Consider the following 25904-nt stretch of genomic DNA (forward strand, 5'->3'; position numbering starts at 1 on the left):
CATAAAACCCGCGACCTCACAAAACAAAACCCCCGCCAGCCTGACGCTGACGGGGACCTGTTCATGCCCAATGGGTCAAGCGATCAACGCAGGCGGATGCCCACATAGATCGGCGGCTGACCGGGGCGCATCCATTGGACGCCGATGGCGGTGCGGCCCGCCGACTGCGCCGCGCGGATGCCGTTTTCGACCTCGCCCACGCTGGTGATCGGGGTGTTGTTGACCGAGAGCAGCACGTCGCCGCGTTCAAAGCCCTTGGCGCCCGCATCCGAGGAGGCATCGACGCCCGCCACGACCACGCCCTTGGTATCCTCAGGCAGGCCAAGCTGGCGCGCGATCTGCGGATTGAGCGTCAGCAGCGAGAGGCCGAGCGCCTTTTCGGCAAGGCCAGAGCCCTTGGTGGGGGCCTTTTCGAAATCGTCGCCGCCCTTCTTGCGGTCAAAGGTCTGTTGGGCCAGTTCCTCGTCGGTCGGGCGCTTGGACACCGCGACATTAAGCGTCAGGTGCTGGCCGCCGCGCAGCACTTCGAGCGGGATCTTGGTGCCGGGCTTCACGTTCGAGACGAGGAAGGAGAGCGTCTGGTCGCGGGTGACTTCCTTGCCGCCGACCTTGAGCACGATGTCGCCCGCCTTGACGCCGCCCTGATCGGCGCCCTTGCCCGGCTCGACCGCCTGGATCAGTTCGCCGCGATTGTGGGGCAGGCCCATCGAATCGGCATAGTCGGTGGTGACGGGCTGGATGCGCACGCCCAGATAGCCGCGCTCGATAGTCTGGCCCTTGATCAATTGATCGACGATGGGCGCGGCGGTTTCGGCCGGAATCGCAAAACCGATGCCCACACTGCCGCCAGAGGGCGAGAAGATCGCGCGGTTGATGCCGATCACCTGGCCCTTCATGTCGAACATCGGGCCGCCCGAGTTGCCCTGATTGATCGCCGCGTCGGTCTGGAGATAGCGGTCATAGGCGCCGCCCTGACCCGTGTTGCGATAGACCGCCGAGATGATCCCGGCCGTCACCGTGCCGCCAAGGCCGAAGGGGTTGCCGATGGCGACCACCCAATCGCCCACGCGGGCGCTGCGGCTGTCGCCGAATTTGACGAAGGGCAGGGGCTTGCCCGCCGTGATTTTCAGCACGGCAAGGTCGGAGGCCGCATCCTTGCCGATCAGCTTGGCGGGATATTCGCTGCCGTCGGGCAGGGTGACGGTGATCGATTCGACCACGCCTTGTCCTTCGGGTGTCACCACATGGTTGTTGGTGACCAGATAGCCGTCGGCCGAAACGATAAAGCCCGAACCCAGCGACTGCGCCTCGCGGGTTTGCGGCCCGGAATCGCCGCCGCCGAAGAAGCCTTCAAAGGGGGTGCCGGCAAAGGGATTGGCCCCGCCCGCCACGCGCACCTTCTGGCGGGTGGAAATGTTCACCACCGCCGGCTGCAACTGACTGGTAAGATCGGCAAAACTGGACGGCGCGCCCACGCGGGGCGTGATCGCCTGAATGTTCTGCGCATCGTTTTGCGCCACCTGCGCCCCGGCGGGAAGTCCGGTGAGGAGCGAGAGGGTCGCACCCCCAAGAAGCAGCGCACTGGTCACTCCATAAGCGTATCGCACTGGGCATAGTCCTTGTTGTGTTGCCCGGACCCGGTTGCACCGGGGGCGGGGGCCGGTCTCCGTCCGGCCATGGGGTTGTATTTACGCGCGGGCGTCCTGAATGGAAATTGAATAGGCGCGTGCCGGTTCCATCGCCCTATTGACCCTTCTGGCTGCGGAACTGGCGCAGATAGTCATTGTCCGGCGTCAGCACGATCGTGGTCGACGATTTGTTGGCCGGATTGGCGAAGGTGGTGCGATAGCTCTCCATCGCGCGATAGAAATCGTAAAAGGACGGGTCCTTGCCATAGGCCTCGGCATAGATCTTGGCGGCGGTGGCCTCGGCGTCGGCGCGGATGATCTGGGCCTGTTTCTGGCCCATGGCGCGGATGGTGGTGGCTTCCTGCTCACGCGCGGCCTCCATCCGGGCATAGGCGCGTTCGAGCGGCGTGCCGTCGGGCAGGTCGGCGCGCTTGATGCGCACGTCGATGATCTGGGCGCCATATTCGCGCGCCTCGATGTCCAGCGCTTTGCGGATCTGCTCCATCATCACGCCGCGCTCGGGCGTCAGCAGCGACTGAAACGTATAGCTGGCCAGACCCTGGCGCAGCACGCTGGTCATGATCGGCTGCAACTGTTCCTGGACGCGCTCGGCGGTTCCGGCGGTGCGCACCATCTTGACCGGATCGATGATGCGAAAGCGGGCATAGGCATCCACCTCCAGCCTTTGCTGGTCCGAGGAGTTAACCTGCTGGCGCTCCATATCCAGATTGAGCACGCGCCGGTCCACCCGCACCAGCGTTTCAAGGAAAGGCACCCGCAGCGACAGTCCTGCGCCGGTGTTGCCATAATCCACGCCCGGCTTGTAACGGTTGATGACGCGCACCGGATCGCCCAGCCACATCACCACCGCCTGCTGGCTCTCGGGCACTTCGACAATGGCCGAAAAGCCCACCAGCGCCGCCGCGATCAACCCTGCCACCGCCAGTTTGGCGCGCGGGGCAATGCCGTCCTGAAACAGCGCGCTCATGGCTTCACCACCACGCCGTCTTCGGCCGGTTTTTTCTGGATCGCGGGCAAAGGCATATAGGAATTGAAACCGCCGGCAGGGGCGATCACCTTGTCATTCTGCGACAGAACCTGCTCCATCGTGGCGTAATACATGCGGCGGCGCGTCACTTCGGGCGCCAGCTTGTACTGGGCATAGACCTTGTTGAAGGCGGTGGCATCGCCCTCCGCGCGCTGCACCACCTGTTCGGCATAGGCGCGCGCGTTCGACATATCGCGGTTGGCGTCCTGCTGGGCGGCCTGCACGCGTTGAAAGGCGTCATTGACCTTGGAGGGCGGATCGGCCTTCTTGATGTCCACGCCCTGCACCAGAATGCCCGAATGATAGGCGTCGAGCACCGCCTGCATCCGCTGGCGCACATTGCTTTCGATTTCGGCGCGGCGCGTGCCCAGCATCACGTCATTAAGCTTAACCTCGGCCACGCTGGCGCGCATCGCGGCCTCGGCCACTTCGCGCACGGTGCCCTGCGGGTCCTCCAACTGATAGGCGAACTGCTTGAGATTGCGGATGTTCCAGCGGATGATATAGCTTAAATCCACAAGGCTCTGATCGCCCGTCAGCATCAGCTTTTCGGTTTCGCCCTCGGGCACATTGTCGCGCCGGATCGAGGTTACATCCTCGACCCGCACGCGCTGGATCGGCCAGGGTGCGGTGAAATTCATGCCCGGCCCGATCGTGGCGGTATACTTGCCAAAGGTGGTGACCACGCCCTGCTCGTTCGAGGAGAGCTGATGCCCGGTGGAAAACACCAGCCAGACCAGCGCCACCCCGCCCAGCACCAAGGGTGTCCAGCTCTTGCCGTCGGGGCGCTGGGGGATGCGGAAATTGGGGCCGGAGGGCATGGGGCCGGGGCCGCCCGGTCCGCCGTTTTCGCGCCGGGCGCGGAAAATGTCCTCAAGGCTGCTGGCGCGGCGCGGGGGCGCGCCCTTGCCGCCGCCCGGTCCGCCGCTGGGCGTTTGCCAAGGGTTGCGCGGGCCTGTGCCTTCGGGCCTGTTGCCTTCGGGCTTTTTGCCCTCCGCATCGCCGTCATCCTGCTCGGCGTTGAACACCGGGGGCAGGGCAGGGGACATGTCCCAGACCCGATCCTGTTTCCGGCTCTGAAACCGGCGTTGAATTTCCTGCGCTATCCGCTCGGCCAATTGCTTCATGGTCTTATCTATAGGTGCCTCCTTGCGAATTAACAGGGGGCGATTGAAGCCGCGCGCGCAAATTTCCCCTAGGGCGCGCGCGTTCGGGTGTTTCCCCTTGAGCGCAAAATGCTCTAGGGCGCGGGGGCAGGGCTGTTTTTGGCCTGTTTTATTGCCCCGTTTGCTGCAAGGAAACTCTGATGACTGCCCAGCCCGCCGATGATCTGCGCCAACTTCTGCCTGCCGATATGGCCGCGCGGGTGCAATCGCTGCGTCTGGCCGATGGGGTGGTGACGCTGGTGCTGGACGGGGCGGGGCTGGACGGCGATGGCCGTGCCGCGCTGGAGGCCGGGGCCAAGGCTGTGCTCTCGGCCGCGCCCGGCGTATCCGAGGTGCGCGTAGGCATCGTGGCCGACCGCGATGCGCCTCCTCCGGCGCCCAAGGGGCCGCTGATCCTGGCCGTGGGCTCGGGCAAAGGGGGCGTGGGCAAATCCACCCTCTCGGCCAATCTGGCGGTGGCGCTGGCGCGGATGGGGGTGCGGGTCGGGCTGGTCGATGCCGACATCTATGGCCCGTCACAGCCGCGCCTGCTGGCCAATGAGGGCAAGAAGCCCGCCGCCAAGGACAGCAAGATGTTTCCCGTGCCCAGCCCTTATGGCGTGTCGGTGCTCTCGATGGGCCATCTGATCGAGGATGGGCGCGCGATTGCATGGCGCGGGCCGATGGTGTCGGGCGCGCTGGGGCAATTGATCGACGCATGGTGGGGCGAAACGCAGGTGCTGGTGATCGACCTGCCCCCCGGCACGGGCGATGTGCAATTGACCATGGTGCAGAAGCACAAGCCCGCAGGCGCCGTCATCGTCTCGACCCCACAGGATCTGGCGCTGATGGACGCCAGTCGCGCGCTCAACCTGTTCGAGGCGGCCCATGTGCCGGTGCTGGGGCTGGTGGAGAATATGGCGGGCTATGTCTGCCCCCATTGCGGCAATCTGTCCGATCCCTTCGGCCTTGGCGCGGTCGAGGATGCGGCTAAAAGGCTCGATATGCCCTTCCTTGGCCGCGTGCCTCTGGATATGGCGATCCGGCTTGGCTCGGACGCGGGCGAGCCGCCCGCGGCGGGCGAAGGTCCGCAGGCCGAGGCTTTTGCCGCCATCGCCCGCAAGCTGCTGCCGTGGCTGGCCACGCAGGGTGTGACCCCGGAAAAGGGCTAAGCCGCAGATGGCCATCACCCGGCGGCAATGGTTGATCGGCGCGGCGGCGGGCGGTGGCCTTGTGGTCGGGTGGAGCCTGCTGCCCCGGCATTACGCCTATCCCTTTCCGGCCGAGGAGGGGGAATATCCCTTCGACGCATGGCTGCGCATCGGCAAGGACGGCGTGGTTAATGTGGCGATCCCCCAGCTCGAAATGGGGCAGGGGGTGATGACCGTGCTGGCCCAGATCGCGGCGGTCGAACTGGGGGCGGATTGGCGACAGGTGGCGGTGACGCCCGCGCCGATCGGGGCGCAATTTCCCAACCTGCCGCTGGCGGCGCAATGGGCGCCGCTCTGGGCGCCGATTGTTGCGCCGCTGGTTGGGGATCGGCATGGCTGGCTGGTGCGCCGCTGGGCCGAGGATCACCGCTTTATGGCCACCGGCGGGGGCACATCGGTGGCGGCCTATGAGGAGCCTCTGCGCAAGGCGGCGGCGGGCGCGCGGGCGGTGCTGGCCATGGCGGCGGCGGCGCGCTGGGGCGTGAACTGGGAGCAATGCGAGGTGTCGGGCGGGGCGGTGCGCCATGGCGGGCGCTCGTTTGGCTTTGGCGCGCTGGTTCAGGATGCGGCGGGCCTGACCCCGCCCGATCCGCCGGTGCTGCGCCCCACGCCGCCTGCGGAAAGCCCTGCGGCGCTGCCTGCGGGGGCGGATTTGGCCTTTCCCCGGCTCGATGCTCCGGCCAAGGTCGATGGATCATGGCCCTTTGCAGGCGATATCCGTTTGCCCGACATGCTCTATGCCGCGATCCGCCATGCGCCGCGCGGGGAAAATATCGCGCTGGGCGCGCATGATGCGGGCCGGGCGCGCGGGGTTTCGGGCTTTGTCCGCATGGTTGAAGGGCCGCGCTGGGTGGCGGCGGTGGCCACCGACTGGTGGGCGGCCGAACAGGCGCTGGCCAGAATCGCGCCCGGCTTTGCGGTGGACAAGCCGCTGGAAAGTGCAGGCATCGCCAAGGCGCTCGATGATGCGCTGAGGGGTGATGACACCCACCGCATGGTGTCGCGGGGCGATGCCGATGGCATTCTGGGCGCGCATCCGCAATTTTCCGCGCGCTATGACATCGCCCCTGCCTTGCACGCCACGCTGGAAACCGCCACGGCCACGGCGCGCCTGCGCGATGGCAAGGTCGAGGTCTGGGCCGCGGTGCAGACGCCCGAACGGGCCAGACTGGCGATTGCGCGCGATCTGGCGGTGCCCGCGCATAAGGTCATGCTCTATCCCGCCGCCGCGGGGGGCAGTTTCGACGCGCGCCATGACGCCCGCTTTGCCATTCAGGCCGCAGCCATCGCGCAGGCGGTGGGCAAGCCGGTGCAACTGATCTGGAGCCGGTGGCAGGAGCATGTTTCCGGCCTGCCGCGCGCGCCCATGGCCGCCCATGTCGAGGCGCGGGCCGATACGGCGGGCCATGTTGCGGCCTGGCGCGCCAAAATCGCCATGCCCGCCACGATGCGCGAATTCGGCCTGCGTATGCTTTCGGCCGCCAGCCCGACCAAGGCGGCCAGGATGCAGGACCGCAAGGACATGATGGCGATGGAGGGCGCCAATCCGCCCTATGCCATTGCCCATGTGGCGGTTGATCATGCCCCGGTCGCTATCGGCCTGCCTACGGGGCAGATGCGCGGGGGGCCGTCTGCGCTGCACGCCTTTGTCACCGAGAGCTTCATGGACGAAATCGCCGCCGCGCTGGGGCGCGAGCCTTTGTCCTTCCGCATGGGCATGCTGGCGGACGATGCGCGGATGGCGGCCTGTCTCCAGCGCGTCTCGGCGCTGGCGGGGTGGAACGGTGGCAAGGACGGCAGCGGAGCAGGGCTGGCCTGTCACCGCATGGGGGCGGTGGCCGACGGCGGATGCATTGCGGCCATCGCCACCGCGCGGCGCAGCGATGCGGGCGTGCGGGTGGACCGCATCACCGCCGTGGCCGACATTGGCCGCATCATCAACGCCGACATTGCCCGCCAACAGATCGAGGGCGGGCTGATCTACGGCATCGGCCTTGCCCTTGGCGCCAGCACGGCGTGGCAAAAGGGCCTGCCGGTTTTCTCACGGCTGGGCCAACTGGGCCTGCCCTTGCTGGCCGATTGCCCCGAAGTCGAGGTTGAATTGATCGCCAGCGGGGCCGATCCGTTTGACCCGGGCGAACTGGGCGTGGCGGTGGCCGCGCCCGCGATTGCCAATGCTCTGTTTTCCGCCACAGGTATCAGGCTTCGCCGCCTGCCTCTGGCCTCTGATGATTAGGAATGATGATGAAGCGCCCTTATGACCAGATAACCGGGCACCCGCCTGTGGCCGCCCCGCGCGTGGGGGTGATGCTGGTCAATCTGGGCACGCCGCAGGCGCCCACGGCATCGGCGGTGCGCACCTATCTGGCCGAATTCCTGTCGGACCGGCGGGTGGTGGAAATTCCGCGCGCTGTGTGGCTGCCGATCCTGCATGGCATCATCCTGCGCACCCGCCCGGCCAAATCGGCCCACGCCTATGCGCAGGTGTGGACCGATCAGGGCTCGCCTCTGGCCGCGATCACGCGGGCGCAGGCCGAGGCGTTGCAGGCGCGCATGGGCGATGCGGTGATGGTCGACTGGGCGATGCGCTATGGCGCGCCCTCGATTCCGGCTGTGCTGGAGCGGATGAAGGCGGCGGGTTGCGAGCGCATTCTGGTGGCCCCGCTCTATCCGCAATATTGCGGCGCGACCACGGCCAGCGTGATCGACCGGCTGGGCGAGGGGCTGGCGGCGATGCGCTGGCAACCGGCGATCCGCACCCTGCCGCCCTATTACGACGATCCGGCGCATATCGAGGCCTTGCGGGCCGATCTCTCGGCGCAATTGCGAGGGCTGGCTTTTGTGCCGCAGGTGCTGCTGCTCTCGTTCCACGGCATGCCCGAGCGTACGCTGCATCTGGGCGACCCCTATCATTGCCAATGCCGCAAGACCGCGCGCCTGCTGGGCGAGGCGCTGGCGGGGGAATTTCCGGGGCTGAAGGTGGAAACCTCGTTCCAGTCGCGCTTTGGCCGCGCCAAGTGGCTTGAGCCTTCGACCGAGAATACGCTGGCCCGTCTGGCGCGCGAGGGTGCGGCGCAGGTGGCGATTGCCGCGCCCGGCTTTTCCGCCGATTGCGTCGAAACGCTGGAGGAACTGGCCATCCGCGGGCGCGAAGTGTTCGAGGAAGCGGGCGGGAAAGACTATGCCGTGCTGGAATGCCTCAATGCGCGCGCCGATGGCATGGCGATGCTGGAAGCGCTGGTGCGGCGGGAATTGCTGGGCTGGGTCTGAGCCTTCAGAAATCCGCCCTTAAAAATCCCAAGCAATCCCCTTGCGCGTGAAATCGCCGTAGCGCGTGGGCGAGAGGCCCTCGGGGTCTTCCTCATCTTTCGGCGGGGCCGGGGCGGGCACGGGATCGTTGGTCCAATGCTGAGGCTTGGTGAAAGTGCCGGGGCGCTGGGTGGCGCGCTGGATCGGCCGGGGGGTGGCATCGTCGGTCATGGCCTTGCCATGCGCCTGCTGGCGCTGGAATGCAATATACCCTAAGGGCCGCCGATGAACCAACGCAACAATCGACCCGAGACTGGCGAAACCGTCCCCGGCCTTGCCCCCCGCCGTGCCGCTTTGCGCCTGATGGATGCGGTTCTGCGCCGGGGCGAAACGCTTGATAATGCGGCCCATGCCGCCACGCAGGGCCTGCCCCAGAATGACAAGGCGCTGGCCCGCGCGCTGGCGGGCGAGGCGATGCGCTGGATGGTGGATCTCGACGCGCTGATCGATTCGGCGACCAAGCAGATTCTGCCCGAGGATGCCAAGCCGCGCGCTGTGCTGCGTCTGATGCTGGCGGGCTGGCTGCGGTTGGAAACGCCGCCCCATGCGGTGGTGGCCACCGGGCTGGAACTGCTGCAGGGCGGGCCGCGCCGGTTGGCGCATGGCGTGTTTTCCGCGCTGGTGAAGCAAGGCGTGACGCTGCCCGCAGTCCCGACCCTGCCCGAGGCGGTGGCGCAGCGTTGGGGCGAGCGGGGCGCGGCGATCGCGGCGGGTCTGGCCGTGCCGCCGCCACTGGATCTGAGCGTGAAGGCGGGCAAGGATGCGCCCGAGGGCCGCTCGCTGATGCCCGGCCATGTGCGCCTGTCGCGCGGGGATGCGGTGGAAAGCCTGCCCGGTTTTGCCGATGGCGACTGGTGGGTGCAGGATCTGGCCGCCTCGATCCCGGCGCGTTTGATCGGCGCGGGCGCTGGCCGCGTGCTAGACGTTTGCGCCGCGCCGGGTGGCAAGACAATGCAACTGGCCGCCGCCGGTTGGGATGTGACCGCGCTGGACAGCAGCCCCAAGCGGATCGAGCGGATGCGGGCCAATCTGGCGCGCACCGGGCTGGAGGCCGATCTGATCGCGGCCGATGCGCTGAAATATGCGCCGGAGGAATTGTTCGACGCGGTTTTGCTGGATGCGCCCTGCACGGCGACGGGCACATGCCGCCGCCATCCCGATGTGCTCCACCGCATTGGTCCGCGCCAGATTGCCGAGATGGCCGAATTGCAGGAGGCTTTGCTGGCACGCGCGGCGGGGTGGCTTAAGCCCGGCGGCGTGCTGGTCTATGCGGTCTGCTCGCTGGAGCGCGAGGAGGGTGAGGAGCAGGCGGCCAAAGTGGGCCTGACCCCCGATCCGATCCGGGGCGAGGAATTGCCCTCAGGTCTGGCGCCGGGCGCCGAGGGCTGGCTGCGCACCGATCCGGGGATGCTGGGCGAGGCAGGCGGGCTGGATGGGTTTTTCGTCGCGCGCTGGCGGAAATAGACCGGGCGGTCAGAGAATCAGCGTGGCGGATTTGTTCGCCGCCTGCGCCATCAGGTTTAGCGCCTGATGGCCGCGCCCGGTGAGGCAATAGCGCCCCTCGACCATCTGTTCGACCAGCCCTTCGGAGCACAGCGCCGAGAGCCAGAACAGCGCCGTGGCCACGCCCTCAGGCCCCAGATCGGCCAGATCGCCGGGGCCAAGCCCTTCAAATCCGACCACATCGAGCCGCATCAGCAGGTCGATCCCATCGACCGGAAACATCCGGTTATGCAGAATGCGCGCTGCGGTCAGGATATGGTGCAGGATGGCGAACATGGGACCGGCCTCTCTTTGGGGTGAGGCTTGATCCCATGGAATGACAAATCGGGAAATTGATCAAAGATGATTTTTGCAATCGCCTTTGGCGATTAGGTTTACCCCTTCAGCCTGTCGGCAAAGCCCTTCTTCAGCTTGGCCAGCTTGGGCGGGATCACGGCAAGGCAATAGGGATTGCGCTGGCCTTCGCCTTCCCAGTAATCCTGATGGTAATCCTCGGCCGGATACCACGGGGCGATGGGCTCGATCGTGGTGACGATCGGGGCGGGCCAATCCTTTTGCGCGCGCAGCTTGGCCGTTTCCGCCTCGGCGCTCTGCACGGCGTCGAGCGGGAAGATCGCGCTGCGATACTGGGTGCCCACGTCATTGCCCTGACGGTTCAATTGCGTGGGATCATGCGTGGCAAAAAACACATCGAGCAGCGCGCCATAAGACAGGACCGCCGGATCGAAGGTGATGCGAATCGCCTCGGCATGGCCGGTCGCGCCGCTGCACACCTGTTTGTAGGTGGGATTTTCCACCGCGCCGCCGATATAGCCGCTTTCCACATTCCTGACCCCGGCCAGTTGCCGAAACACCGCTTCGACGCACCAGAAACAGCCGCCTGCGACAATTGCCTGCTGGGCCATGCCCATTCTCCAATCTTTCGTGATCGGTCCCTAGATAGGGATGAAAGCGCCACCTGCAATGGTGGACATAATTCCGCCCCCGACATAGGAAGCCGCCATGACAGAACGTACAATCACCGTCGCCGCGCTGCAACTGGCGCTGGGCAGCCAGGATGAGGCGCAGAACATCGGCGCGACTGTCGCGCTGGTGGAACAGGCCGCCGCGCAGGGCGCGCAGATCATCCTGCCGCCCGAACTGTTTTCCTCGCCCTATTTCTGCACGGTCGAGGATGAGGCGTTGTTTGCCCTTGCCCGCCCGGTTGATCAGCATCCCAGCGTGATCGTGATGCAGGAATTGGCGCGCAAGCTGAAAGTGGCGATCCCCACCAGCTTCTTTGAACGCGACGGGCATCATTATTACAACACGCTGGCCATGATCGATGCCGATGGGCAGATCATGGGCACCTATCGCAAGAGCCACATTCCCGATGGGCCGGGCTATGAGGAAAAATATTATTTCCGCCCCGGCAACACCGGTTTCAAGGTGTGGGATGTTTTCGGCACGCGCATCGGCGTGGGCATCTGCTGGGACCAGTGGTATCCCGAATGCGCGCGGGCGATGGCGCTGATGGGCGCGGAAATGCTGTTCTATCCCACTGCCATCGGCACTGAACCATACAATGCCGATCTGGACACCAGTCGCATGTGGCGCCGCGCGATGCAGGGCCATGCGGTGTCGAACTGCATGCCCGTGATCGCCGCCAACCGCATCGGCGCCGAGGCGGCCTATGGCGGGCCGGAACAATCCTATTACGGCCACAGTTTCATCAGCGACGAATGGGGCGATCTGACGGCCGAATTCGGCGCAGGCGAAACCGGCGTGCTGGTCCAAACGCTCGATCTGGCGCGGGCGGCCACGCACCGGGCCGGGATGGGCTTTTTCCGCGACCGCAGGCCCCAACTCTATGGCCGCCTTGCCCAGGACATCTGACCTCTATGTGATCGCGCTCGGCTCGAATGTGCGCCATGCGCGTCATGGCGGGCCCGAGCGTGTGCTGCGCGCCGCCGTCGCCGCGCTGGCCCATGCGGGGCTGGGGATCGAGGCGATGGCGCCGGTGATTCGCAGCGCGCCGCTGGGGCCGTCCTTGCGGCGCTATGCCAATGGCGCGGTGCTGGTGCGATCGGCCCTGCTGCCGCCTGCGATGCTCGCGCTGCTCAAATCCATCGAGCGCGAATTTGGGCGGCGCGGCGGAAAACGTTGGGGTTCGCGGGTGCTCGACCTTGATATCGTGCTGTGGAGCGGGGGAGAATGGCGCTCTGCCGGGCTTTGCGTGCCCCATGCCGCGTTCCGGCTGCGCGACTTTGTTTTGCGCCCGATCGCTGCACTTGTCCCCAACTGGCGCGATCCGCGCACAGGTTTTAGCATCAAACAATTACACAGCCGCTTGACCCGGAGCCTCCGCGCCCCTAGGGAACCGCGACCCGACGCCTGAAGCACCGACTTCAGCCGTACCCATGGGGGCCCATAGCTCAGTCGGTAGAGCAACTGACTTTTAATCAGTAGGTCGCTGGTTCGAATCCAGCTGGGCTCACCATAGGTTTCAAAGGCTTGGCTGGATGGCCAAGCCTTTTGCTTTTGGGCCTCCCACGATATTCCCCTTTCCGGCGGGCTGGCGCGGCATGGGCAATTGCCGCTTTGCACGACGAGCTTGGGCTTAGGGCTTGGTATCGGCGCGAGAAACTAATCGGCGTCCAACTGGCGGCGGCGCAGGGAACCCCAGCCCGTGGCGTGGATTGCATCGAGCGTGGCGGTGATTTGTGCGGTCTGCATCGGGTTGAAACCCAGGAGGGTGAGTATGACGGGCAACCAGGTCATGACTGAAAGACCCCATTAAATTCTGCTGCTGCGCCAAAAACGAGTTGATGGATCTCGTTCAGCGTTTCCCGGGCAAATCCGGCGTCAAGCAAACGGCGTGTTTCACCGGCAGGCATGGCGTCCCCGCGCAAGCGTAACAGGACGGCATAGCGCCGCAACGCCTCCAGTCGTGGATCGGCCAGCGGATTGGGCCGGTCCGCCCGGAACAGCCAGCGGGTGAAGCGATTGCCGCGCTCGGACTGTGTCAGACTGTCGATCCCGTCGTTCCGGGCAATGTGGATGGCCAGTCGCTCAAGCTTTGTCAGCGCCGGGATGCTCTGCGAATATTGCGCAGGCCGGGCTGCGGCGGGGCCGGTTGGGATAAAACCCTGCTCGAGATCCAGATAGGCCATAAGAATGCTCCTCGACGTCAGGAATTTGCGGCTTTCCTGCGTGACAAGGCGAAAATGGCGAAATTCGGTTCTTCATAACAGCCGATTAAATTTGAAGGATATGTTCGAGAATTTCGAACATTGCCGCTTCTCTGATGGGTGCCGCCACGTGGCGCGCGCCGCCAAACTGGTTGTTTGCGTCCTTGCGGCAGCAGGCCGAAGCCCGCCCTGCGTTACCATCGGCAAGACAGTGTTGCATCGATAAGGGCAGGGACTTTGCAAACACTGTGTCGCGATTGCCTCAATTCTCCTGCAAACTGCCGGACAATTAATAAAAGCTTGAGGCTGCCGATCCAATTTTATTGGATTACCCCTATTTTTAACGCGCAATCCACCATTTTCGGCGATGGGAGATACAGATTTCTCACGCGGAGGTTGGAACTTTGTCAGCAACCACGGTTACGATCTCCTATGGAGATGTGCGAAGAAATATTCGGCATCCCACCCTCGAAATGCTTCCCGGCTGGTGGCCATTTTTACTGATCGCAGTATTTTGTTTTTTGCTGCGCCTTCCCACCTTCGGCAACCCAATGCTCGATTATGACGAGCAGCTGTATCTGGTTGTGGGAGACCGTATTCTCCATGGGCAGTTGCCTTATGTGGATCTTTGGGACCGTAAGCCTGTCGGTTTGTTCTTGTTCTATGCCGGTGTGCGTCTGCTGGGCGGCAATGGGATCATCCAGTATCAACTGATCGCGACGCTATGCGTGGCGATTACATCCTCGGTCATCTGGAGCATCGTGCGGCGCAATGCAGGCGCGCTGCAGGGTTTTGTGGCGGCTATTGCCTATGTTCTTCTTCTCAATGTGTTGAGCGGGATGGGCGGGCAGGCGCCGGTCATCTACAATGCCTTGACTGCCTGTGCCGCCTGGGCCGCTTTCCGTTCCAACGACACGCAGAGCCAGCCCCGGATCGCCAGCCTTGCCTTCATGGCCATGGCATTGATGGGGATAGCCATACAGTTCAAATATACGCCCTTTGTTGAAGGCATATTTCTGGGAATGTGGTTTCTTTGGCGCCTTTGGAAGGTGTCAATGCCATTGCACAGGCTTATTCCCATGGCGGCCGCCATGATCATTCTGGCCTTGTTGCCCACCCTCGCAGCCATTGCCTATTATGCCTGGATCGGACACCTCGACGCTTTCATCCAGGCTAATTTTATTTCGGTTTTTCACCGCAAGCCGTTTCCGGTTGAAACGCATCTTCTGCAGGTGAAATTTGTTCTGATAAAGGCCATTTGCGTCATAGCGCCGGCGCCTTGGGCGCTGATTTTGCGCTGGCGGCAAAGCAATCCGGCGAAGCTGGAGGATTTTTGGCTGCTGGCCGGATGGACGGTGTTTGCTGTTGCGGGCTTTATCATGCTCGGTGATTTTTATGATTTCTATTTCATCACCGTTCTGCCGCCGCTGTGCATTCTGGTCGCGCCGCTCGTTCGGGCGGGGCGTATGGGATTTTTCATCATCTGCATGCTGTGCCTATGGCCAGCCTTGTTGACCCCGCCCAACTACTTCAGGACCAAGGCCTACGAGAAGGCAGCCCAACAGCTTACACAGGCCATCACACCCTATGTCACCGATCGCTGCCTTTATGTGTATGATGGACCGACCATCCTTTACCTGCTTACCCATGCGTGTTCGTCCAGCCGTTATATTTATCCCGACCATTTGACCAATCCCACGGAAATTCCCGCATTGGGGGTGAGCGCAGAGGCTGAGGAAGCCCGCCTGCTGGCGTCTCGTCCTGGGGCTATTGTCACGGCGGACCGGCCGTTGGTGCCCCGTGTCGATTCTGGCACCCAAAAGCAGGTGCAGGCGGCATTGGCGCGTGACTATGTTTTGGTGGCGCGGGTTTCTGTGATTGAACGCGTCATTTATGTCTGGGCGCTCAAGGATTTGCGCCATCGCGCCGCGCACATTGCCGGGCATGGATCATGACCGGATGATCAGAGCCGGAAGAACATGGCTTGGCGGCGTTCAAGCGGCCGCGCCGGCCAATCCGCATGTGTCGATATGCTGGTCGATCTAGGCGACCTGTGCGGTTGCGTGCATCATAAAAAAGCCGGGGCAGGACCATGCCCACCCCGGCGTTTTGTTTTTTGACGTAAAGGCTTAGCGCAGGCTGAGCGAGACACCGAAAATGCGCGGTTCGTTGTAGACGCCCGCCATGTAGTTTTCGATCACACCGATCAGATTGTGCTTATTGAGCAGATTGCGGGCAAAGGCCGCGATTTCGTAATGGGGGGCGGCATAGCCGATGCGCGCGCCCAGTTCGTTGTTGCCATTGGCGGTGAATTCCGCCGAACGGTAAAGCACAAAGCTGGTCTTGCCCTGAATGTTCCAGTCGCCGGCCACATAGAGCTTGCGGTCGACCGCCACCGGCACGTCATAACGGGCCGACAGGTTCAGGTTATAGGTCGGCGCATTGGGCAGCGGGTCGCCGTTGATCGGCACGAAATAGGACGTGCCGGTGCCGGTGCCCTTGGTAAAGCCGCCGGTGTTGTAAACGGTGCAGACCTGCACCCCGTTCAGCCCGCAGGTCTGGGCATAGACGTTGCTGTCCTTGATTTCGGTATGCAGCAGCGACAGGCCGGAGCTGAGCGTCAGATTGCCCGCCTTCAGGCTCAGATCGGCCTCGCCGCCATAACCCACCGCCTTGTTGGCGTTGAACAGCACGCCGTTGCCGTTGCTGTCATTGCCGTTCAACTGGATGTTGTTGACGGTGTAGTAAAAGCCGGTGAGGTTGAAATGCAGCGCGCCGCCAAGGCCGGTGGTCTTGATGCCCGCTTCCCAACTGGTGTTGGTTTCGCTGCCGGCGGTGGTGAAATCGGCATTAAACACCGCCGAGCGACCCTGAATCGTGGGGCCGCGGAAACCGCGCGCCACACGGGCATAGAGGTTCACATCATCGCTGGCCTTATAGAGCAGGCTCAGATCCCAGCTCGGCTGGGTGTCGGCCAGACGCACATAGGTGCGGCCCGTATAGGTCGAGACGCCCGCGGCCGTATTGGCGGTTTTCAGCAGCGCGGTCTTCTTCGTGTCATTGGTCACGCGGATGCCGCCCGTCACCGTCAAGCGATCATCCAGCTTGTACGAAGCCTGACCGAACAAGCCCCAGCTGGTGTTGATATTGTGCAGCAGCACCCAGTTGTTCGGGTTATAGGCCGCCGTGGTCAGGAAATAGCCGCGCTGGTCAAATTCGGTGTCATCGCGCGCATCGAAATAGATGCCGCCGAACTGCCATTTGAAACGGGCATTGTCGCGGCTCGCCAGACGCACTTCCTGCGTCCACTGGTCAAGCCCGCGCAGGCGGCCCTGCGACTGGCCATAGCCGTTGGGCGCGCCGTTGAAGGGAAAATTGACCGCCGCGCCGCCATCGGTATCGCCACGCGACCAGCCGTCGGCGCCCTGATAGGACGTGATCGAGGTCAGCGAGACACCGCCGAAATCATGGCGCATACGCAGCGTCTGGCCATAGGTGGAATAGTTCTGCGGGTTGTTCTGCGCCTCGTCATAGGCAACCTGCTTTTGGTTCCATCCCGCCACGGTCTTGTTGCTGCCCTTGGCCAGCGAGCCACGATAGAACAGGGTCGAGGTGCCCTGATACAGGCGGTAATTGGTGGTCAGGTTGATGCTGGTGTCGGAATCGGGATCGAATTGCAGCTGGAAGCGGGTGTCGCTTTCGGTAAAGCGGCCCAGCGTCTTGCCGGCGCCCACGGTGCCGTCGGCGCTGGGGCCGGTATAGGTGTTGGTCACCCAATTGTCGCGGTGCTGATAGAGCGAGGAGAGGCGGAAGGAGACAGTGCCGTCCTTGGCGATCGGTCCCGACACGGCGCTCTCGATGCTCTGCGTGTTATAGCTGCCCCAGCTCGCATCAACATGGCTGGTCCAGTTCTTGGTCGGCTTGGCATTGTCGAACTTGATGATGCCCGCCGTGGTGTTGCGGCCAAAGAGCGAACCCTGCGGCCCACGCAGCACTTCGACCTGCGCCACGTCAAAGGCCGGGTTCGATTTCAGCACGACATGCTCAAGCACGACATCGTCCTGAATGATCGACACGGGCTGGCTGGCGCCGAGGTAGAAGTCCACGTTGCCAAGGCCGCGGATATAGAAGCGGGGGAAGATGCGCCCGGTGGTCGATTCGACATAAAGGCTGGGCACCTTGCCCGACAGGCTGAGCAGCGAATCGGCGCCGCCCGCGCGCGGGGCTGCCAGATCCTCGCTGCGCATCACGGCCACGCTGATCGGCACATTCTGAAGGTTTTCGCTGCGGCGCTGGGCGGTGACGGTGATGACGTTGGGGTCATTGGCGCCCTCGGTCGTCTCGGCGGCCTGCGCATGGGCGGGGGCCAGCGCGATCAGCCCGGCCAGAGCCAGAGCCCGGCGCGAGATCACACCCTTATGAAGCGAAGTTTTCATGGATTGCTCCCTCAACAAATTCGAAAACTGACACGGCGGTGCGTTGTGTCGCATCGGCGCGTTTCAACGGAATGGCACAATGGTCCTTGCGGCCCGTCCGCCATTGCGGTTGCAGCCTTGGCCCGGAATTGTGACATCACCGCCGTGCGTTAGGCGGGTTTTAAGCAAATTCCCCCTTATTTTCCCGTAATGCTATCGCTTTGCTGCAACAGCGTATCATTTGTGCAACGGCGAGGGCGGGCCGTCGGATATTCAGGGATCAGCGGACGGGGTGCAAAATGCCTGTTCATCGCCCGGCATGCGGGGGCCGATGGCTCAGGCGACAGCCGAGCGCCGGCCGGAATCAAGCCACGAGGCCTGCGCATCGGCGCAGCGCGGCAGAAGTTCGCTCAACGGCAGCGGCTTGCTGAAGAGATAGCCCTGCGCATGTTCGCATCCGGCCTCGGCCAGCGTCTGGCGCTGGGCTTCGGTTTCCACGCCCTCGGCCACGCAGGCCAGACCGATCGTATGGCACAGGGTGATGACCGCCGAAGTGATCGTGCTGCCCTCGGCGTTGTCGAGCGCGCGCACAAAGCTGCGGTCGATCTTGATCTTGTCGAGCGGCAGGCGCTGGACATAGCCAAGGCTGGAATAGCCGGTGCCGAAATCATCAAGCGCAATGCCCACGCCCAGATCGCGGAAGGCCTGAAGGGCCTGGGCGGCGGCCTCGGCATTGCGCATCACGGCAGTTTCGGTCACCTCGATCCAGATCCGGCGCGGGGCGATGCCCGCCGATGCGATCTCGTCGCGGATAAAGGCCAGCGTGGTGGCAGAGGTGAGGTCGCAGGCCGATATGTTGAAGGAGACGGCCACATGATCGGGCAATTGGCGCGCGGCCTTCAGCCCCTTTTTGAAAACGGTGCGTGTGATCGAATGGATCGCGGTTGAACGTTCGGCAATGGCGATGAATTCCATCGCGGAAATCTCGCCCAGCATCGGGTTGGACCAGCGCGCCAGCACCTCGACGGCGCTGAGCCGCCCGCTCGACAACTCGACGATGGGCTGGAGCACGATGGACAATTCCTCCTCAAAGGAACTGGCCTGAAGCGCGGCCTCGATGGCGCGGTCGGCGCGCACGGCGGTTTCAAGGCTGGGGGTGAACAGGCAGACCCCGCCGCCATGGACATGTTTGGCGTGATAGAGCGCGTAATCGGCCCGGTCGAACAGGTCGGACGCCTTGGTCCCGGCATCGGGATATGGCGCCACGCCCAGCGAGCCGCCCACAGACAGCACGATCTCGCCGATGCGCAGCGGCGCGCGCACCTGCTGCAGCAGGCGCTCGCAGGTGCGCGCGAAATCATCGACCTGGGTGTCGATCAGCCCGAATTCATCCCCGCCCAGCCGATAGACCTGCACCGAAGGCCCCGCCGTGGCGCGCAGGCGCCGCCCTATGGCTTCGAGCAGCCGGTCGCCGACCTGATGGCCATAGGTGTCGTTGATCGGCTTGAACCGGTCCAGATCGAGCACGCCGACCGCAAAGGAAGGCCCGGCGGACTGATCCGTCCATGCATCCAGATCGGCATAGAACTGTCGCCGGTTGGGCAGGCCGGTCAGGCTGTCGGTCATCGCCAACTTGCGGTTTTCCTCGTTCAGCCGCTGCAATTCCTGGTGCTGGGTTGCAAGCAGGCAGCCCGATTTCACCTGTCTGCGGAAATGTTCAAAGCCGTTGAACAGCACCCGCAACAGCACGCCCAGCACCAGCGTCACATTGATGCCGATCGTGGCAAAGGTCAGCAGGCGCTTGCTGAAACAGAAGATGACGAAGGCCGGAAGCACCGAGACCGCCACCAGCAGCGCGGCCTGGGGCAGGACCACCAGACAGAAAATGCACCCGATCACCGTGGTCGAAATATAAAGCGCCACATGGGCCTGTTCAAACGGCCCGCCATAGGGGGCCAGAGACAGCGACCACCCCGCATAGGCCGCCGCGATCGGTGCCGCCACCATCGTGACCAGACGCAACTGACGCTTGGCCGCTTCCGGGCTGGGCAGCCCGGCGCGCTGGGTGCGCAGCCAGTGGACCATGCGGATCAGGGTTATCACAAAAAGCACGGCGGGCGCCACGAACGTCAGCAACAGGGGGGCCTGCGCGCGATGGGTGATGGCCACGGCCAGCGAGTTGATCAGCAGCAGGCCATAGAGCAGCGGGACCTGTCTTTGCAGATTCGCCGCCTGATAGACCGCCAGGTCCGGATCGGTTCCTATCTCCGCGAACCACCGGATCAGACGCGAAAGCTGCAAGCGTCCTCTCCTTTTCGTGCGCGCCAGCCAGATTGTCAGCATTATGGGCCGCCATAGGTGAAAAGGCCTCTAGCGCCGGCCTAGGTTGGATCGCGGATGATATTGGAGATAATAGGGTAATATGTCCAGCAAGAGCGCGGGCCCCGAAAAGTAAAACCGCAAAAAGCGAAACCCCCGCGCCGTGGCCGGAGCGGGGGTTACACCTTGTCGGTGGCCGGATCAGGGCCTGAACCGGCCCCGATGCCTTGGCCGCATCAATATTTCACGCGGACATCGACCATGAACGAGCGCGGCGGCAGGAAGCTGAACTGGTCCGCGCCGGCATAATAGGTCTGGCCACCCACCACGGTGGTGCCGCCGTTGGCGACCGCGGTGATCGCGCGGCTGTTGAACACGTTCGACACGGTGGCGCCGATGCGGAAATGCTCGCCGATATCCTGGCTGATCGCGAATTCGCCGGTCGAATAGGGGCTGATGCGATAGAGACGGATGCCGTCCGTGGTCGTGAATTGCGTGACCGAGGTGGGCACGCCGTTCACCGACTGCTTAACGGTGAAGAGTTCGGTGGCATATTGCGGGCCGGTGAACTTCTGGCTGAAGGAGACGCGCAGGCCCTTGTGCTTGTAGATGAAGCCTGCGGCCGCCGTGCTGAAGGGGGCCTTGGCGATCTGGGCATTGGTGGTGCCGGAATGGGCATAGTTATACGAGCCGTTGCCGAACAGGGTCAGGCCTTCGATCGGCATATAGGCGATCTGGCCCTCAAAGCCCTTGTAATGGACGGTGCCGATATTGACCAGCGTGCCCGAGAAGGCCGTCGTGTCGGTGGCGCTGGCGATCTTGTTGTTCACGTTGATGATATAGCCATCGAGATCAACCGAGACCTTGCGGCCGTGCCAGACAGTGCCGACCTGATAATTGGTGCTGGTCTGGGGCTTGACGGCGGCGGCGGCGCTGGTCGACTGCGCGGCGGTGGCCGCGTCATACGAAGGGGTGTAGAAGCTCGACAGGTCGGGCACATACATGCCTTGCGCATACTGGCCATAGAAGGACCAGTTGGTCTTGGGCTGCCAGTTGATCGTGCCGAAAGGCAATGCCTTGGTCCAGGTGGCGGTGGTGTTGGCCGGCGAGCGATAGGAGTCGGCGTTGACCATGGCGTTCACGCCGCGCTTGAAATGCACATATTTGATGCCGGGCGTGATGGCCAGATTGCTGACCGGGCGCAGTTCGAGTTCACCGAACAACTGGAACTGGTCCCAGCTCGAATTCTGCTCATACTTGATGTTGGCCAGATTGACCGAGGGATAGCCCGCCGTGGCGGCCGTGCCCAGATTGGCTTTCTGGTCATAGTTGGGCGCGCCGGTGTTCCAGTCGAAATCCCATGTGTGGCGCCACGAGTTTGAATGTTCAAACCAGCCGCCCACCTTGGCCTTGCCAAAGCCGAACGTATAATCGGCCTGGCCGATATAGCCCAGAACGCGATATTTGTTCAGCTTGTTATAGCCGGGAATGCCGGTGATCGTGTTCTTGGTATAGGGCACGGCCGAGGTGTTGTAGCCGGTGACGATGGTGCTGCCGGTATTCCCGCTCATCGTGTTGTTGGTATAGCCATACATGTAAACGCGGTTGTCGAGGCTCAGATGCTCGGACAAATCGCTTTGCAGGCGCAGATAGGAGAAGTCGGTGGTCTTGTCGGTGCGGTTATACTTCCAGTAGTCCTGACGCGTCGGATCATTGCTCAGGCCATAGTTCAGGCCATACATGCCAATGTTCGAGGTGGGCGCGCAATTTTCCGCCTTCAAGGTTGCCGAACCCGACACAAGACCGGTCGTGGGAACGCCGCAGCTTGTGCCCTTGAGCACGTCGGACTGATAGTAATAGTTGCGGTTCCAGGTGGACAGGATGGTCAGCTTGCTGGAGGTGCCGATCGGGATCACGCCTTTGAAGAACAGGTTCTTCGACATCACCGGCGAATAGGTCAGCGCGCCATCGGACTTCAGATACTGGCCCGAAAGCGTGAACTTGGCGCCGTTCCACTTGTCGATCTTGCCGGTCTGGATTTCGGCGCGGCCGATAAAGCTGTTCCAGTTGCCCAGCAAAGCCTCGCCCATCACGCCGCGCTTGTCGGAGACGGCCCGCGAATACATGTTGAGGTTGCCGCCATAGGTGGCCTGACCCAACTGGCTGGCATTGCCCGGGCCGCGATCAACGACGATCGTTTCAATCGTCGTGGCGGGAAAGAACGAGGTCGAGTGGTGGGTGGGGTCGTTGGTGTCGGCAAAGGGGATGCTGTCATAGGTAACGTTATATTCGCCATCCTTGAACCCGCGGATGGTCGCCTTGGTTTCGGAAAAACCCTGACCATTGCCGGTGCCCGAAATCGAGACGCCCGGCGTCAGAGCGATCAGCTCGAAGAAGTCCGAGGCGGCATTGGCATTGTCGATGAATTCGCGGCTGATCGCCGACTGCGGCTGGGTGGTGGTCAGCGATGCGGTAAGGGGAGCGGCCTCGGCGGTGCGCGAGCCGGTCACGATGATGTCCGAGGTGGTCAGCGACTGGCGGTCATTGGCCTGGCCCGCCTGATTGGCGGAGGTGGACTGGTCATCGGCGGCGCCGGTTGCGGCGGCGGGCGCGTCGGCGGTCGGCGTCTCGGCGGCCATCGCACAGCCGATGTTGGCGATCAGACAGACGGCAAGCGCGGTGCTGGTCGCCAGCAGCGTCTGGATGGAATGTTTGCTCATGTTACGGCCCCTTGAACGATATGATCTCAATTCCGACGGCGGGCTCACAGACCGAGCAGGCAGCCGCCTTCGCCGCCCGAAACGAGGTGGGCGCCGTGGGGATGATCCATGCTGTCGTTTTGCCCGATCCTTGAACCCACCGGACACGAGCGGCGGTTAGGTGCGGGCGATGACGGATATGTGACGAAGCGCCGGAGCAGCGGCTCAAAGCGGGCAAGATTGCAAATTTAGAATGTTGCCATACCCGCCCGAAGCAGCGGAAAACGCAGACGCACCGCCAGCCCCGGCCCATTGTCGGCCAGTTCGAGCGATCCGTCGTGAAAACGCATGATGGCGTCGGCAATCGCCAGACCCAGCCCGCTGCCGGGCCGATTCGAGGCCGTGCCCCGTTCAAAGGGCTGCATCACCCGGTCGCGCTGGGCCTCGGCGATGCCGGGGCCGTTGTCGGCGATGGTGATGACCGCCTCGGTTCCGGTCTGGCTGAGGCCAATGGTGGCGCATGTCTGCGCGGGCGTGTGGAGCGCCACATTGTCGAGCAGATTGACCAGCAATTGATGCACCAGCCCGACATCACCCCGGATCGTGGCGGGAAACAGCGCGCCAAGCTCCAGCCTGCTGCCCGCATCTGCGATCACCGGCTCCATGGTTTCTGCCACATCCTCGATGATCGGGGCCAGCGGCAACGGGGCCATGGCGGTGGGGTGGCGCCCCGCCTCGATTTCCGACAGGCGCAGCAGCGCGTCGAAAATGGCGATGATCGAGCGGCATTCGCGCTCGGCCCGTTCCAGCAATTGCCGTCCGGCGGCGTCCGTATGCTCCCTGTCGGCCTGCAACAGGGCGCGCAGCCGCGTCAGCGGCGTGCGCAGGTCATGGGCCAGATGGCTGGCGAACTGGCGCTGGCTGTGGACCATGTCGGCCATGCGTTCGATCATCCGGTTGAGGCCCGCGACCTGCTGGGCAAACACGCCGTCAAGGCCCGCATCGGGGATGCGCCGGCTGAGGTCTCCGCGCGCCAGCGCATCGGCGGCGGCCATCGTGCGGGCCAATCGCTGGGCGATCAGCGCCGAAAACAGCCATGCCGCCCCGCCGCCGACAACGACGCTGATGATGACCAGAATGAGCGCGGTGCGCGGCAGCATGGCGTGGATATTTTCCACCGCCTCGGAATGTTCGATGATCACCAGCCGCGCCCCGTCGGGCAGCCGCGCGGTCAGCGCATGGCCCTCGCGCCAGTCGGGGCGGCCATCACGAAAGCTTACATCGGCAAAGCCGGGGGGCGGCGGGGCCATCTCGATCCGGCCCCAGATCGCGCGGCCATCAGCGGCAAACAGCATATGCCCCTTGTCGCTGATGACGCGCCCGCCGGTCAGCGCATTGAGGCGGCGGGCGATGGCGGCGGTGTCCTGCGGCGCGCCGGGGACCAGAATGCGCGCCTGTTCGCGGCGCAGCGAGGTTTCGACCTCATCATCGATCTGCGCGCGCGCCTGCCAGTAGAGCAGCGCGCCGGCCCCGGCCATCGCCAGCGCAAAGGCCAGCCCGAATTGCCCTGCCAACCGCCCGATGCGCGGCTGGGCCAGAAAGGTCAGGCCCCGCATTTGGCCGAACGCAGAACATAGCCTTCGCCGCGCAAGGTTTCGACCGCATCGCAGCCCAATGCCTGAAGCCGCCCGCGCAGGCGCGAGAGATTGCTTTCCACGATATTGGTGGCCGGATCAAAGGCATAGCCCCAGACATTTTCCAGCAGCATGGCGCGCGTTACCACGCGGTCGGCATGGCGCATCAGATAGGCCAGCATCGAAAACTGCTTGCGGTTAAGGTCAATGCCCGCATCGCCCAGAAAGGCCCGGTGCGCGGCATTGTCCAGCCGCAGCCGCCCCACGGCCAGATCATCGCCCTTGCGCAGGTTGCGCCGACAGATCGCGGCAAGGCGCGCCTCCAGTTCGGCATCGTCAAACGGCTTGGTCAGATAATCGTCAGCCCCCGCTTTCAGCCCCTCGACCCGGTCCTGCACCGAGCCGAGCGCGGAAAGCATCAGCACCGGGATATTGCACCCCGATGCGCGCCATTGCGAGAGGATCTCTATCCCGCCGATATCGGGCAGCATCCGGTCCAGAATGATCGCGCCCACCGCGCCCTCGCGCTCAAGGGCCAAAGCCTCGCGTCCGGTCAGCGCGTGGAGCGAGGGATGACCCCATGCCGCCAGACTGCGGCAGATCACGCCCGCGATGATCGGATCATCCTCGACAACAAGAACAGGTTTCTGAGCCATGGCCCCTGATGCGACGGTTTTGTGACATTTTCGCGGATGCGTCCGGGCGCCGGGGCGCAGGCGCGCATTTTCTTTGCCAAAGCCGCGCGGCGGCCATCCCCGCTTTTGCTTGCCAAGGGGGCGATTTCCTGTTGAGTTGGCGCATGGGGCAGGGTGGGAAAAGCCATGCAGAGGGTGAGGAACATCAAGGAGCTGGCCGAAGTGGCCGGGGTGTCGGCCGGTACGGTATCGCGCGCGCTGGCCGGTTCGGAATTGATCAGCCAGGCCACGCGCGAGCGGATTCAGGCGCTGGCGCGCGAATATGGCTTTCGCCCCAATGTGATGGCGCGCAACCTGCGGATTCAAAAGACCGGGGCGATCGGCGTGCTGATACCGCTGGGCCACGAAGCGGGGCAGCCGATTTCCGATCCCTTCTTTATCACCATGCTGGCGATGCTGGCCGACAAATTGACCGAGCGGGGCTATGACCTGCTGCTCAGCCGGGTGATTCCTCAGGATATGGGCTGGCTGGAAAGGGTGGCGACATCGGGGCGGGTCGACGGGCTGATCGTGTTGGGCCAATCGGATCAGGCCGCGACCCTTGACGAGGTGGCGCGCGATTATCGACCGCTGGTGGTCTGGGGCGGGCATAAGGAAGGGCAGGTCCATTGCAGCGTGGGCAGCGACAACTATCTGGGCGGACAGATGGCGGCGCGGCATCTGATTGCGCATGGGTGTCGTAAGATCGCCTTTTTCGGCGATCCGCGCGCCCTGGAAATGACCCAGCGTCTGGACGGTGTGCAGGCCGCGCTGGCGCAGGCCGGGCTGGATCGGGCCGATGTGGTCCCAGCCCATCTGGTGGCCGAATTGGCCTATGCCGATATTGCCCGCTATCTGGGCGATGCTTCGCACCGGCCCGACGGGATCGTGGCCGCCTCCGACGTGATCGCGATGACGACGCTGCGCGCGCTCTCCGAAGTGGGCCTGTCGGTGCCCGGCGACGTGCGCGTGGTGGGCTATGACAACCTGCCGCTCTCCGAACATACCGTGCCCAGCCTGACCACCATCAGCCAGGATCTGGTCGCCGGGGCAGAGCATCTGGTCGACATGCTGATGCGCCGCATCGCGGGCGAGGAGACGCAGAGCGTGGTGATGGCGCCGGAGTTGGTCGAGCGTATGTCGGCTTGA

General features: G+C 63.9%; 20 protein-coding genes and 1 tRNA gene. 9 read left to right on the forward strand and 12 right to left on the reverse strand.

What is annotated here, in order from left to right; translation table 11 throughout:
* Positions 1–83: 83 nt before the first annotated feature.
* From PQ457_RS02905 to hflK, 3 genes are all read right to left on the reverse strand, one after another.
* A complete protein-coding gene (locus PQ457_RS02905) occupies positions 84–1607 on the reverse strand; it encodes a Do family serine endopeptidase (RefSeq protein ID WP_273618291.1) in 1524 nt (507 codons plus the stop codon).
* A gap of 136 nt (positions 1608–1743) precedes the next feature.
* Entirely contained in the window at positions 1744–2616 is an 873-nt protein-coding gene (hflC, locus tag PQ457_RS02910) for a protease modulator HflC (protein ID WP_273618292.1), read from the reverse strand.
* The gene (hflK, locus tag PQ457_RS02915) at positions 2613–3803 is read right to left on the reverse strand and encodes a protease modulator HflK (protein ID WP_273618293.1); all 1191 of its coding nucleotides are present in this window, start codon (positions 3801–3803) and stop codon (positions 2613–2615) included. The genes hflC and hflK overlap by 4 nt, the downstream gene beginning before the upstream one ends.
* 179 nt (positions 3804–3982) lie before the next feature.
* Here hflK and PQ457_RS02920 point away from each other — a divergent pair, with 179 nt between their 5' ends.
* From PQ457_RS02920 to hemH, 3 genes are read left to right on the forward strand one after another with little or no spacing between them, the layout of a single operon-like run.
* On the forward strand, positions 3983–4993 hold the full coding sequence (locus PQ457_RS02920; protein WP_273618294.1) for an Mrp/NBP35 family ATP-binding protein: 1011 nt from the start codon (positions 3983–3985) through the stop codon (positions 4991–4993).
* 7 nt (positions 4994–5000) lie between these two features.
* Complete coding sequence (locus PQ457_RS02925) at positions 5001–7268, forward strand: molybdopterin cofactor-binding domain-containing protein (protein WP_273618295.1); 2268 nt, start codon at positions 5001–5003, stop codon at positions 7266–7268.
* Between the two features lie 5 nt (positions 7269–7273).
* Entirely contained in the window at positions 7274–8302 is a 1029-nt protein-coding gene (gene hemH, locus PQ457_RS02930; RefSeq protein ID WP_273619233.1) for a ferrochelatase, read from the forward strand.
* A gap of 18 nt (positions 8303–8320) precedes the next feature.
* Here hemH and PQ457_RS02935 read toward each other — a convergent pair whose 3' ends face one another.
* Positions 8321–8512, reverse strand: coding sequence for a DUF1674 domain-containing protein (locus PQ457_RS02935; protein ID WP_273618296.1), 192 nt, complete (start codon positions 8510–8512; stop codon positions 8321–8323).
* A 54-nt stretch (positions 8513–8566) separates the two neighbouring features.
* On the opposite strand from PQ457_RS02935, the gene PQ457_RS02940 reads away from it, so the two are divergent.
* Entirely contained in the window at positions 8567–9805 is a 1239-nt protein-coding gene (locus PQ457_RS02940) for an RsmB/NOP family class I SAM-dependent RNA methyltransferase (protein ID WP_273618297.1), read from the forward strand.
* A 9-nt stretch (positions 9806–9814) separates the two neighbouring features.
* Here PQ457_RS02940 and PQ457_RS02945 read toward each other — a convergent pair whose 3' ends face one another.
* Both PQ457_RS02945 and msrA read right to left on the reverse strand, forming a co-directional pair.
* Positions 9815–10120, reverse strand: a complete 306-nt coding sequence (locus PQ457_RS02945) for a hypothetical protein (RefSeq protein WP_273618298.1) — start codon at positions 10118–10120, stop codon at positions 9815–9817.
* 98 nt (positions 10121–10218) lie between these two features.
* The gene (msrA, locus tag PQ457_RS02950; protein ID WP_273618299.1) at positions 10219–10749 is read right to left on the reverse strand and encodes a peptide-methionine (S)-S-oxide reductase MsrA; all 531 of its coding nucleotides are present in this window, start codon (positions 10747–10749) and stop codon (positions 10219–10221) included.
* 97 nt (positions 10750–10846) lie between these two features.
* Between msrA and aguB the strand changes: the two genes are divergently transcribed.
* The 3 genes from aguB (at position 10847) to PQ457_RS02965 (ending at position 12323) form a co-directional block, all read left to right on the forward strand.
* Positions 10847–11719, forward strand: a complete 873-nt coding sequence (gene aguB / locus PQ457_RS02955; RefSeq protein WP_273618300.1) for an N-carbamoylputrescine amidase — start codon at positions 10847–10849, stop codon at positions 11717–11719.
* Positions 11703–12221 (forward strand): 2-amino-4-hydroxy-6-hydroxymethyldihydropteridine diphosphokinase, encoded by a 519-nt coding sequence (gene folK / locus PQ457_RS02960; RefSeq protein WP_273618301.1) that lies wholly within the window; start codon positions 11703–11705, stop codon positions 12219–12221. The genes aguB and folK overlap by 17 nt, the downstream gene beginning before the upstream one ends.
* A 26-nt stretch (positions 12222–12247) precedes the next feature.
* A tRNA-Lys gene (locus tag PQ457_RS02965) sits at positions 12248–12323 on the forward strand.
* Between the two features lie 277 nt (positions 12324–12600).
* Here PQ457_RS02965 and PQ457_RS02970 read toward each other — a convergent pair.
* A complete protein-coding gene (locus PQ457_RS02970; RefSeq protein WP_273618302.1) occupies positions 12601–12996 on the reverse strand; it encodes a hypothetical protein in 396 nt (131 codons plus the stop codon).
* Positions 12997–13418: 422 nt separating this feature from the next.
* Here PQ457_RS02970 and PQ457_RS02975 point away from each other — a divergent pair, with 422 nt between their 5' ends.
* Positions 13419–14969 (forward strand): glycosyltransferase family 39 protein, encoded by a 1551-nt coding sequence (locus PQ457_RS02975; RefSeq protein WP_273618303.1) that lies wholly within the window; start codon positions 13419–13421, stop codon positions 14967–14969.
* A gap of 174 nt (positions 14970–15143) precedes the next feature.
* Here PQ457_RS02975 and PQ457_RS02980 read toward each other — a convergent pair whose 3' ends face one another.
* From PQ457_RS02980 to PQ457_RS03000, 5 genes are all read right to left on the reverse strand, one after another.
* The gene (locus PQ457_RS02980) at positions 15144–17450 is read right to left on the reverse strand and encodes a TonB-dependent receptor (RefSeq protein ID WP_273618304.1); all 2307 of its coding nucleotides are present in this window, start codon (positions 17448–17450) and stop codon (positions 15144–15146) included.
* A 315-nt stretch (positions 17451–17765) separates the two neighbouring features.
* On the reverse strand, positions 17766–19730 hold the full coding sequence (locus PQ457_RS02985) for a putative bifunctional diguanylate cyclase/phosphodiesterase (RefSeq protein WP_273618305.1): 1965 nt from the start codon (positions 19728–19730) through the stop codon (positions 17766–17768).
* A 254-nt stretch (positions 19731–19984) separates the two neighbouring features.
* The gene (locus tag PQ457_RS02990; RefSeq protein ID WP_273618306.1) at positions 19985–22468 is read right to left on the reverse strand and encodes a TonB-dependent receptor; all 2484 of its coding nucleotides are present in this window, start codon (positions 22466–22468) and stop codon (positions 19985–19987) included.
* A 227-nt stretch (positions 22469–22695) separates the two neighbouring features.
* Positions 22696–24063, reverse strand: a complete 1368-nt coding sequence (locus PQ457_RS02995; RefSeq protein WP_273618307.1) for a sensor histidine kinase — start codon at positions 24061–24063, stop codon at positions 22696–22698.
* On the reverse strand, positions 24051–24737 hold the full coding sequence (locus PQ457_RS03000; protein ID WP_273618308.1) for a response regulator transcription factor: 687 nt from the start codon (positions 24735–24737) through the stop codon (positions 24051–24053). The genes PQ457_RS02995 and PQ457_RS03000 overlap by 13 nt, the downstream gene beginning before the upstream one ends.
* A 165-nt stretch (positions 24738–24902) precedes the next feature.
* Between PQ457_RS03000 and PQ457_RS03005 the strand changes: the two genes are divergently transcribed.
* On the forward strand, positions 24903–25904 hold the full coding sequence (locus PQ457_RS03005; protein ID WP_273618309.1) for a LacI family DNA-binding transcriptional regulator: 1002 nt from the start codon (positions 24903–24905) through the stop codon (positions 25902–25904).

It is taken from the genome of Novosphingobium humi (assembly GCF_028607105.1).
GTDB classification, from domain to species: Bacteria; Pseudomonadota; Alphaproteobacteria; order Sphingomonadales; family Sphingomonadaceae; genus Novosphingobium; species Novosphingobium humi.

Excerpts from the sequence above, each read along its gene's own strand:
- PQ457_RS02990 (WP_273618306.1), bottom strand. The coding sequence starts at position 22,468 with ATGAGCAAACATTCCATCCAGACGCTGCTGGCGACCAGCACCGCGCTT.
- msrA (WP_273618299.1), bottom strand. The coding sequence starts at position 10,749 with ATGGCCCAGCAGGCAATTGTCGCAGGCGGCTGTTTCTGGTGCGTCGAA.
- hflC (WP_273618292.1), bottom strand. The coding sequence starts at position 2,616 with ATGAGCGCGCTGTTTCAGGACGGCATTGCCCCGCGCGCCAAACTGGCG.
- PQ457_RS03005 (WP_273618309.1), top strand. The coding sequence starts at position 24,903 with ATGCAGAGGGTGAGGAACATCAAGGAGCTGGCCGAAGTGGCCGGGGTG.
- PQ457_RS02940 (WP_273618297.1), top strand. The coding sequence starts at position 8,567 with ATGAACCAACGCAACAATCGACCCGAGACTGGCGAAACCGTCCCCGGC.
- hemH (WP_273619233.1), top strand. The coding sequence starts at position 7,274 with ATGATGAAGCGCCCTTATGACCAGATAACCGGGCACCCGCCTGTGGCC.
- PQ457_RS02945 (WP_273618298.1), bottom strand. The coding sequence starts at position 10,120 with ATGTTCGCCATCCTGCACCATATCCTGACCGCAGCGCGCATTCTGCAT.
- aguB (WP_273618300.1), top strand. The coding sequence starts at position 10,847 with ATGACAGAACGTACAATCACCGTCGCCGCGCTGCAACTGGCGCTGGGC.
- PQ457_RS02925 (WP_273618295.1), top strand. The coding sequence starts at position 5,001 with ATGGCCATCACCCGGCGGCAATGGTTGATCGGCGCGGCGGCGGGCGGT.
- PQ457_RS03000 (WP_273618308.1), bottom strand. The coding sequence starts at position 24,737 with ATGGCTCAGAAACCTGTTCTTGTTGTCGAGGATGATCCGATCATCGCG.
- PQ457_RS02980 (WP_273618304.1), bottom strand. The coding sequence starts at position 17,450 with ATGAAAACTTCGCTTCATAAGGGTGTGATCTCGCGCCGGGCTCTGGCT.
- PQ457_RS02970 (WP_273618302.1), bottom strand. The coding sequence starts at position 12,996 with ATGGCCTATCTGGATCTCGAGCAGGGTTTTATCCCAACCGGCCCCGCC.
- PQ457_RS02995 (WP_273618307.1), bottom strand. The coding sequence starts at position 24,063 with ATGCGGGGCCTGACCTTTCTGGCCCAGCCGCGCATCGGGCGGTTGGCA.
- PQ457_RS02920 (WP_273618294.1), top strand. The coding sequence starts at position 3,983 with ATGACTGCCCAGCCCGCCGATGATCTGCGCCAACTTCTGCCTGCCGAT.
- PQ457_RS02935 (WP_273618296.1), bottom strand. The coding sequence starts at position 8,512 with ATGACCGACGATGCCACCCCCCGGCCGATCCAGCGCGCCACCCAGCGC.
- hflK (WP_273618293.1), bottom strand. The coding sequence starts at position 3,803 with ATGAAGCAATTGGCCGAGCGGATAGCGCAGGAAATTCAACGCCGGTTT.